Below are 7,025 nucleotides of genomic sequence, written 5' to 3'. Positions count from 1 at the left end.
GTGCATCCAGGAGGATTCGAACCTCCGACCGCTCGGTTCGTAGCCGAGTACTCTATCCAGCTGAGCTATGGATGCAAAATGGCGGTGAGGCGGGGATTCGAACCCCGGATGCAGCTTTTGACCGCATACTCCCTTAGCAGGGGAGCGCCTTCAGCCTCTCGGCCACCTCACCACTAGCACTCTTTCGAGTTGTGCTTCAGAACGTTGTATCTGCTCATCGGCACTGCGTGGCGCACATATTACTTTCTGGGCGTTGTAAGTCAAACAATTTCTCCCCCTTTTTTCATCACTCGTGTCTGATTGCACAAAAGCCACGCAAGTCGGCCATTTTGACGACAAAAAGAGTGATTTATCAACAAAGAAAGTGGGCCCAGACAGAATGAGTACACACGAATAAAAAGGAGGGAGGAGAAAAAAGGTCATAAAATGACGTGGATAAGAACGCAGGAAAGAATGAGAGCGACAAAAGAGAGGGGAATAGCGAAAAACCGGTAGCGCCTCGCTACTGGAGCGAGGCGCTGGATCCGTTAGTAACTTGTTTGCTGAGTCTTTTCGGCCTGAATACGCTGATAGATCTCTTCGCGATGCACCGACACTTCTTTAGGGGCGTTCACACCAATACGTACCTGGTTACCTTTAACACCCAGCACAGTTACAGTCACCTCATCACCGATCATGAGGGTTTCACCAACTCGACGAGTTAGAATAAGCATTCTTTGCTCCTTGAAAGATTAAAAGAGTCGGGTTAAGTGCTTCCCGGCATTATCCATCGTATAACGCTAAATGTAGCCTATGACAAATACACCCTTTGTGCACCTGCATACCAATACATTCTGCTGATACTTAGTTTAGCCGAAAACCAGATCATCAACCTGACTTTATGATTACAGGGGTGTATCACTTGAAAAGACGCCCGAACCCGTAGCCCTGAGCGTCTTCCCGGCAATACCTTTTTATAGTGTTACAGTTTTGCAGCCACCCATGCCTCAACGCCAGCCAGAGCAGCAGGCAGCGCCTGTGCGTCTGTACCGCCAGCCTGAGCCATATCCGGTCGACCGCCACCCTTACCACCGACCTGCTGGGCCAGCTCGCCCACCAGCTCGCCCGCTTTAACACGGTCGGTCAGGTCTTTAGTCACCCCGGCAATCAGGGATACTTTGCCATCAGCGACTGTCGCCAGCACGATAACCGCAGAACCAAGCTGGTTTTTCAGGTCATCGACCATCGTACGCAGCATCTTCGGCTCAACGTTGCTCAGTTCGCTGACCAGCAGCCTGGTGCCTTTCAGCGCAATGGCTTTACTACTCAGTGATGCACTCTCTTGCGCAGCCTGCTGATCTTTCAGCTGCTGCAATTCTTTTTCCAGCCCGCGCGCATGTTCAATCAGCGCACGCACTTTTTCATTCAGGTTACTGTTGTTGGCCTTCACCAGGTGAGCAATATCCAGTAACTGCTCATTCTGACTGTAAACCTGCGCCAGTGCCCCCTCCCCCGTCACCGCTTCAATACGGCGCACGCCTGCAGCAGTGCCAGACTCTGAGGTGATGCGGAACAGGCCGATATCGCCCGTACGGGAGGCGTGAACACCACCGCACAGTTCGGTTGAGAAGTCACCCATGCCAACAACGCGCACGTGGTCATCGTACTTCTCACCAAACAGCGCCATCGCCCCGTGTGCTTTCGCGGCTTCCAGCTCCATGATATTGGTCTCAACCGGCAGATTGCGACGGATCTGTGCGTTAACGATCTCTTCGACCTGGCGGATCTCCTGCGGCTTCATCGCTTCAAAATGCGAGAAGTCGAAACGCAGATATTTATCGTTAACCAGAGAGCCCTTCTGCGCAACGTGATCGCCCAGCACCTGCCGCAGCGCGGCGTGCAGGAGATGCGTCGCGGAGTGATTGAGGCGAATGCGAGCACGACGGGCTTCGTTAACCTGTGCCGCCAGACGATCGCCCACCCGCAGCTGGCCGGACGCCAGAGTACCGATGTGACCAATGGCCTGAGCATACTTCTGTGTGTCGTTCACGGTGAAGGTGGCACCCTTCTCGCTCTTCAGCTCGCCGGTGTCGCCCACCTGGCCACCGGACTCACCGTAGAACGGTGTCTCATCGAGAACGATGACCCCTTCCTGACCGGCGCTGATCTCCTCCGCCGCCTGGCCATCAACGAAAATAGCGGTCACGGCTGCATTCAGCGCCAGTTCTTCATAACCTTTGAAAGCAGAGGCCTGGTCAATGCGGATCACATTGTTGTAGTCCGTACCGAAACCGCTGGCATTACGCGCACGCTGACGCTGCTGCTCCATTGCCTGCTCAAAGCCCGCTTCATCAATTTTCAGATTACGTTCACGGCAGACATCCGCCGTCAGATCAGCCGGGAATCCGAAGGTGTCGTACAGGCGGAAGACGGTTTCACCATCCAGGGTATCGCCCTGCAGGTTCTCCAGCTCTTCATCCAGCAGCGCCAGACCGCGCTCCAGCGTTTTCGCAAACTGCTCTTCTTCACTCTTCAGGATCTGCTCAACCTGTGCCTGCTGACGCTGCAGGTCTTCACCCGCAGCGCCCATGACGGCAATCAGCGGAGCAACCAGCTTGTAGAAGAATGTGCCTTCTGCACCCAGCATGTTGCCGTGACGTACCGCACGGCGAATGATGCGACGCAGCACATAACCGCGGTTTTCATTCGAGGGGATCACACCATCTGCAATCAGGAAAGCACAGGAACGGATATGGTCGGCAATCACACGCAGGGATTTATTGCCCAGGTCAGTTGCGCCTGTCACCTCGGCGACCGATTTGATCAGTCGGGCAAACAGGTCGATTTCATAGTTGGAGTTCACATGCTGCAGAACGGCACTGATACGCTCCAGTCCCATCCCGGTATCCACGGACGGCTTCGGCAGCGGCAGCATGGTACCGTCTGACTGACGGTTGAACTGCATAAAGACGATGTTCCAGATCTCAATATAGCGATCGCCATCTTCTTCCGGGCTACCCGGAGGGCCACCCCAGATATGGTCGCCGTGGTCGAAGAAGATCTCGGAGCACGGGCCACACGGGCCGGTATCGCCCATCTGCCAAAAGTTATCAGAGGCGTACGCGCCCCCCTTGTTGTCACCGATACGGATAATGCGTTCGCGCGGTACGCCGATCTCGTTTTCCCAGATGCCGTACGCTTCATCATCGGTCTCGTATACCGTGACCCACAGTTTCTCTTTTGGCAGCCCGAACCACGCCGGGCTGGTTAGTAATTCCCAGGCAAAGGCGATGGCTTCTTTTTTGAAGTAATCACCAAAGCTGAAGTTGCCCAGCATTTCGAAGAAGGTGTGATGGCGGGCGGTGTAGCCGACGTTTTCAAGGTCGTTGTGCTTACCACCGGCGCGCACGCAGCGCTGCGACGTGGTGGCGCGCGAGTAGTTGCGCTTGTCCTGCCCAAGGAAAACGTCTTTAAACTGGTTCATCCCGGCGTTGGTGAATAACAGCGTCGGATCATTGTTAGGGACGAGGGAGCTACTGGCTACAACCTGATGTCCCTTGCTCTGGAAAAAGTCGAGAAACGCTTGACGAATCTCCGCAGTGCTCTTGCTCATATTTGTCCTGGAATCACGCTAACGTACGTTTCGTGGGTCATGTTACGCCGGATCGGCTTCTGCCTGCGGCGACACACGAACAAAAAGTGGTGAATAAGATAAATTTTCTTCAGAGGGAAGTAAAATCCCATCGACGGTCAATCATCAAAATTCTCGAAAATGGCGCGGATATCTTCCATAAAGAAACCTTTCGCCATCAGAAATCGCTGCACTTTGGCTTTTTCCTTCCATTCTGTGGGCAGGGGCAGTCCAAACTTACGTTCTGCCCGCGCAAATGCTTCCTTTTGCCAGTCGATTTCAGCAGTAAACAGGGCATCATCAATCAGCGTTTTATCAATGCCCTTCTGCCCCAGCTCCATACGAATCCGCTGTGGCCCATAGCCTTTACGACTGCGCCCGGCCACATAGCGCTCTGCAAAGCGCGTATCGTCCAGCCAGTTGTGCTGATAGCACCACTCAACAATGCGATCGATCTCTTCAGGAGCCAGCGGCTCAGGTGGCGCTTCGGCTTTAGCCGGCTGCTGTTTCGCGAACTGGGCGGCGCGATCGCTGGAGATTTGCAGCTTTCGGCGAAACTCGGCCTCACTGTGATCGCGCATGGCGAGAATACGCATTGCCCGCTCCAGCAGTTTTGCATGCCGGGTTCGTTCAGTGGATTCTGACATATTGCCTCATACCGCGTTCAGTCTAAGTAACAGACAGTCAGGTTAACGTTTGATGGCAGTGCTTGCGAGGAAAAAGCGTAGAAAGGAGAGGATAACGAGCAGGTTCAGCCGTTTAATACAGAATGTTCTGGAATATCATTAAAAAAAAGGGAATCGCTGTGGTTAGCGATTCCCTTTTTATGGCGCGGACAAAACGCTGTCCGCCCGGAGAGTAACGATTAGATATCTTCGTTAACTTCGCTGTCAGCTTCATGCGGAGCAGGAACAAAATCAGGCTTATCGTCCTGGCTGTTCAACAGCATTTCACGCAGTTTAGCTTCGATTTCGTTGGCGATAGCCGGGTTCTCTTTCAGGAAGTTACCTGAGTTGGCTTTACCCTGACCAATCTTGTCACCGTTATAGCTGTACCAGGCACCGGCTTTTTCGATCAGCTTGTGCTTCACGCCCAGGTCGACCAGCTCACCGTAAACGTTGATGCCTTCGCCGTACATGATCTGGAACTCAGCCTGTTTAAACGGTGCTGCGATTTTGTTTTTCACCACTTTAACGCGGGTTTCGCTACCCACCACTTCATCGCCCTCTTTGATTGCGCCGATGCGGCGAATATCCAGACGGACAGAAGCGTAGAATTTCAGGGCGTTACCCCCGGTAGTGGTTTCCGGGTTACCGAACATAACACCAATTTTCATTCGGATCTGGTTGATAAAGATCAGCAGCGTACCGGAGTTCTTCAGGTTACCGGCCAGCTTACGCATCGCCTGGCTCATCATACGTGCTGCAAGGCCCATATGAGAGTCGCCGATTTCACCTTCGATTTCCGCTTTTGGCGTCAGGGCGGCTACGGAGTCAACGATGATGACGTCAACGGCACCAGAACGGGCCAGCGCATCACAGATTTCCAGCGCCTGCTCACCGGTATCCGGCTGAGAACACAGCAGGTTATCGATATCCACGCCCAGTTTTTTAGCGTAGACCGGGTCCAGTGCATGCTCGGCATCGATAAATGCACAGGTTTTCCCTTTACGCTGTGCAGAAGCGATAACCTGCAGCGTCAGGGTGGTTTTACCGGAAGACTCCGGGCCATAGATTTCAACGATACGGCCCATTGGTAAACCACCGGCACCCAGCGCGATATCCAGTGATAAAGAACCGGTTGAGATGGTTTCCACATCCATGGTGCGGTCTTCACCCAGGCGCATGATGGAGCCTTTACCAAACTGCTTTTCAATCTGGCCCAGCGCTGCTGCCAGTGCTTTTTGCTTGTTTTCGTCGATAGCCATTTTTACTCCTAATCATGCGGGTAAAGCACACATAGATGCTGCTTCGTCTCTAAAATATGCGCTGATTATACTGTATGCTCATACAGTATCAAGTTTAATTTTTGAGAAAGTGATCGTACAGGGTTTGCAGCGCCCAGGCCGTAGCCTGGCGGCGAACGGCCTCGCGGTCACCGCTGAAGCGCTGCACCAGTGTCAGTACTTCACCACTTTCCGAGGCAAATCCAAACCAGACGGTGCCGACGGGTTTCCCCTCGCTGCCGCCATCCGGCCCGGCAATACCGCTGACCGAGATCGCATACTGCGCACCCGCTTCACGCAGCGCGCCCTGCGCCATCTCCCGGACCACCTCTTCACTCACCGCACCAAAGCGGGCCAGTGAGGTATCCGACACACCGATCATCTGCTGCTTGGCATCATTGCTGTAGGTCACAAAGCCGCGCTGAAACCAGGCCGAACTGCCGGCAACATCCGTCAGCACTTTTGCAATCCAGCCACCAGTACAGGACTCGGCGGTGCTCACACAGGCCTGATGCGCCCGCAGACGTTCGCCCACGCGGATGCTCAACTGCAGTAATTCGTTATCGGTCATATGGCTCTCCCCTTACCGATGTTCCAGAGCAAGAGAGTAGCACTTTTCACCGATTCAGACGGCGTCAAAACCCGTTTTTGCGGCCTGTCCTGGCGATTTTCCGTCAGACTTTCTCTGCCACCATAAATAAACGCGGGAAGGCCAGCAGCAGGTTGCCATCCTGACGTCGCGGATACGCCAGGGTGATCTCTGCCAGATACTCTGTCAGCCATAAGGCCTGTTCAGCCTCATCCAATGCGGCGAGGTAGGGGCGTAACCCGGTCGCCCGCAGCCAGTCAACAATGGCCTGCGGCGACGGCATGACATGATAGTAAGTGGTCCGCCAGATATCGACCCGGCAGCCAGCAGCCGTCAGCAGATCATAGTACTGTTCCGTTGACAGCAGAGACACACGCGACGACGTCTTCGGGTCGATTTTAGCATTCCACTCAGGACGCTGAGCCACGCTGCGCATCAGACGATGGCTCGGTTCCTCAAGGTTATCCGGCATCTGAACAGCCAGAACGCCACCGGCGGCAAGCTGAGATGCCAGACCGGGGAGCAGGGTCGGATGATCGTTCAGCCATTGCAGGGAAGCATTCGCGAAGATCACATCCTGAAGGGGAGTCGCCTGCCAGTAACGAATATCCGCCTCGTGAAACCCACAGTCCGGCAGACGCTCACGTGCCTGGTCGAGCATCGCCCGCGAACTGTCCAGCCCGGTAATCTGCGCTTCAGGCCAGCGCCGGCGAAGCAATTCGGTACTGTTGCCCGGGCCACAGCCAAGGTCGGTAACGTAAGAAGGGAAAGGACGTGTAATGCGGTGGAGAAGTTCCTGCGCCGGGCGCGTGCGTTCGGCTTCGAACTGACGGTAAAGATTGGGGTTCCAGTCTTTCATTATTCCTCGCTCAGATAAGCAG

Annotated in this window: 6 protein-coding genes and 2 tRNA genes; all 8 read right to left on the bottom strand. The window is 54.5% G+C overall.

Features of this window, described 5'->3' with window-relative positions; all coding sequences use genetic code 11:
* Position 1: 1 nt before the first annotated feature.
* A tRNA-Arg gene (locus ACZ3HG_RS10280) sits at positions 2-75 on the bottom strand.
* Positions 76-79: 4 nt separating this feature from the next.
* Positions 80-172, bottom strand: a tRNA-Ser gene (locus tag ACZ3HG_RS10275).
* Positions 173-527: 355 nt separating this feature from the next.
* On the bottom strand, positions 528-713 hold the full coding sequence (csrA, locus tag ACZ3HG_RS10270) for a carbon storage regulator CsrA (protein ID WP_004155916.1): 186 nt from the start codon (positions 711-713) through the stop codon (positions 528-530).
* A gap of 248 nt (positions 714-961) precedes the next feature.
* Positions 962-3,592 (bottom strand): alanine--tRNA ligase, encoded by a 2,631-nt coding sequence (gene alaS, locus ACZ3HG_RS10265; RefSeq protein ID WP_191934018.1) that lies wholly within the window; start codon positions 3,590-3,592, stop codon positions 962-964.
* A 137-nt stretch (positions 3,593-3,729) separates the two neighbouring features.
* Entirely contained in the window at positions 3,730-4,257 is a 528-nt protein-coding gene (locus tag ACZ3HG_RS10260; RefSeq protein WP_191934017.1) for a regulatory protein RecX, read from the bottom strand.
* A gap of 218 nt (positions 4,258-4,475) precedes the next feature.
* Positions 4,476-5,537 carry a recombinase RecA gene (gene recA, locus ACZ3HG_RS10255; protein ID WP_191934016.1) on the bottom strand — a complete coding sequence of 354 codons (1,062 nt, stop codon included), beginning with the start codon at positions 5,535-5,537 and terminating at the stop codon, positions 4,476-4,478.
* A gap of 94 nt (positions 5,538-5,631) precedes the next feature.
* The gene (gene pncC, locus ACZ3HG_RS10250; RefSeq protein WP_191934015.1) at positions 5,632-6,126 is read right to left on the bottom strand and encodes a nicotinamide-nucleotide amidase; all 495 of its coding nucleotides are present in this window, start codon (positions 6,124-6,126) and stop codon (positions 5,632-5,634) included.
* A gap of 103 nt (positions 6,127-6,229) precedes the next feature.
* Positions 6,230-7,003: a trans-aconitate 2-methyltransferase gene (gene tam / locus ACZ3HG_RS10245; RefSeq protein ID WP_191934014.1), complete on the bottom strand. Its 774-nt coding sequence runs from the start codon at positions 7,001-7,003 to the stop codon at positions 6,230-6,232.
* Between the last annotated feature and the right edge of the window lie 22 nt (positions 7,004-7,025).

This window comes from Erwinia sp. PME.40.26/001 (genome assembly GCF_055556675.1).
Note: the sequence above shows the minus strand (reverse complement) of the source record. Positions and strands in the feature narration are given on the sequence as shown.

Bases quoted from the DNA above. Each gene is read 5' to 3' on its own strand.
- alaS (WP_191934018.1), bottom strand. From the start codon at position 3,592: ATGAGCAAGAGCACTGCGGAGATTCGTCAAGCGTTTCTCGACTTTTTC.
- ACZ3HG_RS10260 (WP_191934017.1), bottom strand. From the start codon at position 4,257: ATGTCAGAATCCACTGAACGAACCCGGCATGCAAAACTGCTGGAGCGG.
- csrA (WP_004155916.1), bottom strand. From the start codon at position 713: ATGCTTATTCTAACTCGTCGAGTTGGTGAAACCCTCATGATCGGTGAT.
- recA (WP_191934016.1), bottom strand. From the start codon at position 5,537: ATGGCTATCGACGAAAACAAGCAAAAAGCACTGGCAGCAGCGCTGGGC.
- pncC (WP_191934015.1), bottom strand. From the start codon at position 6,126: ATGACCGATAACGAATTACTGCAGTTGAGCATCCGCGTGGGCGAACGT.
- tam (WP_191934014.1), bottom strand. From the start codon at position 7,003: ATGAAAGACTGGAACCCCAATCTTTACCGTCAGTTCGAAGCCGAACGC.